Source organism: Caulobacter sp. LARHSG274 (assembly GCF_052871235.1).
In genome coordinates this window covers 1-1,149 of the sequence record NZ_JBIXJO010000045.1, presented here as the reverse complement: position 1 = coordinate 1,149, position 1,149 = coordinate 1, and the positions used below count along the sequence as shown (strand labels likewise).

The 1,149-nt window shown below is 65.9% G+C and carries 1 protein-coding gene; it reads left to right on the top strand.

Annotated features, from left to right (window positions below; genetic code table 11):
- Positions 1-81 precede the first annotated feature (81 nt).
- On the top strand, positions 82-1,149 hold a 1,068-nt coding region (locus tag ACIPQB_RS26090), incomplete at its 3' end, for an IS630 family transposase (protein WP_446488159.1).

Below are 1,149 nucleotides of genomic sequence, written 5' to 3'. Positions count from 1 at the left end.
CTAGTGTCCTGACTCAGAAGTTCGCGGACTCGGTATCGACTCAGTCGTGACAGACTCTCTTGGTTTTAGGGAGGCTGCGGGATGGTGGGTCGGGAGTTGCCGGCGGTGGAGTTGGAAGAGGCGGAGCGGGCGGAACTGGCGTCACTGGCTTCGCGACGAAGCACCGCCCAGGCGCTGGCGCTGCGGGCGCGGATCATTCTGGCCTGCGCCGAAGGTGGGCAGAACAAGGCCATCGCCGAGCGGATGGGGTTGGACCGCGAGACGGTCGGCAAGTGGCGGCGGCGGTTCATGGCGCAGCGGCTGGAGGGCCTGCGGGATGAGCCACGGTCGGGGACGCCACGCACGATCGAGGACGCGCGGATCGAGGCGGTGATCGTGCGCACCCTGGAGAGCTTGCCGCCGGACGCCACCCACTGGAGTTCGCGCAGCATGGCCAAGGCCAGCGGCGTGTCGATCTCAAGCGTGCAGCGCATCTGGCGCGCCTTTGGCCTGCAGCCGCATCGGCTGGAAACCTTCAAGCTGTCCACCGACCCCGACTTCGTCGCCAAGGTGCGCGATGTGGTCGGGCTCTACGTCGCCCCGCCCGAGCACGCCATCGTGCTGTGTGTCGATGAGAAGTCGCAAATCCAGGCGCTGGACCGCAGTCAACCCTTGCTGCCCATGCGGCCCGGCCAAGCCGCACGCCGCAGTCACGACTACAAGCGCCACGGCACGACCTCGCTCTTCGCCGCCCTCGACATCGCGACTGGCCAGGTGATCGGAAAGTGCTTCCCCCGTCACCGGGCTAGCGAGTTCCGCAGGTTCCTCGACGAGATCGAGGCCAACGTCCCCAAAGACCTCGACGTCCACCTGGTCATGGACAATTACGCCACGCACAAGACCCCGCTGATCCGCGCCTGGCTGGCCAAGCGACCGCGCTGGCACGTCCATCTGACCCCCACCAGCTCATCCTGGCTCAATCAGGTCGAGCGGTTCTTCGCCCTGCTCACCGACAAGAAAATCCGCCGCGGCGTCCATCGCAGCGTCACCGATCTCCAAGCCGACATCTCAGACTTCATCAACCGCCACAACGCCGACCCAAAGCCGTTCCGCTGGACCAAGTCCGCCGACGACATCCTCGCATCCATCGAGCGGTTCTGCGTCTACAAC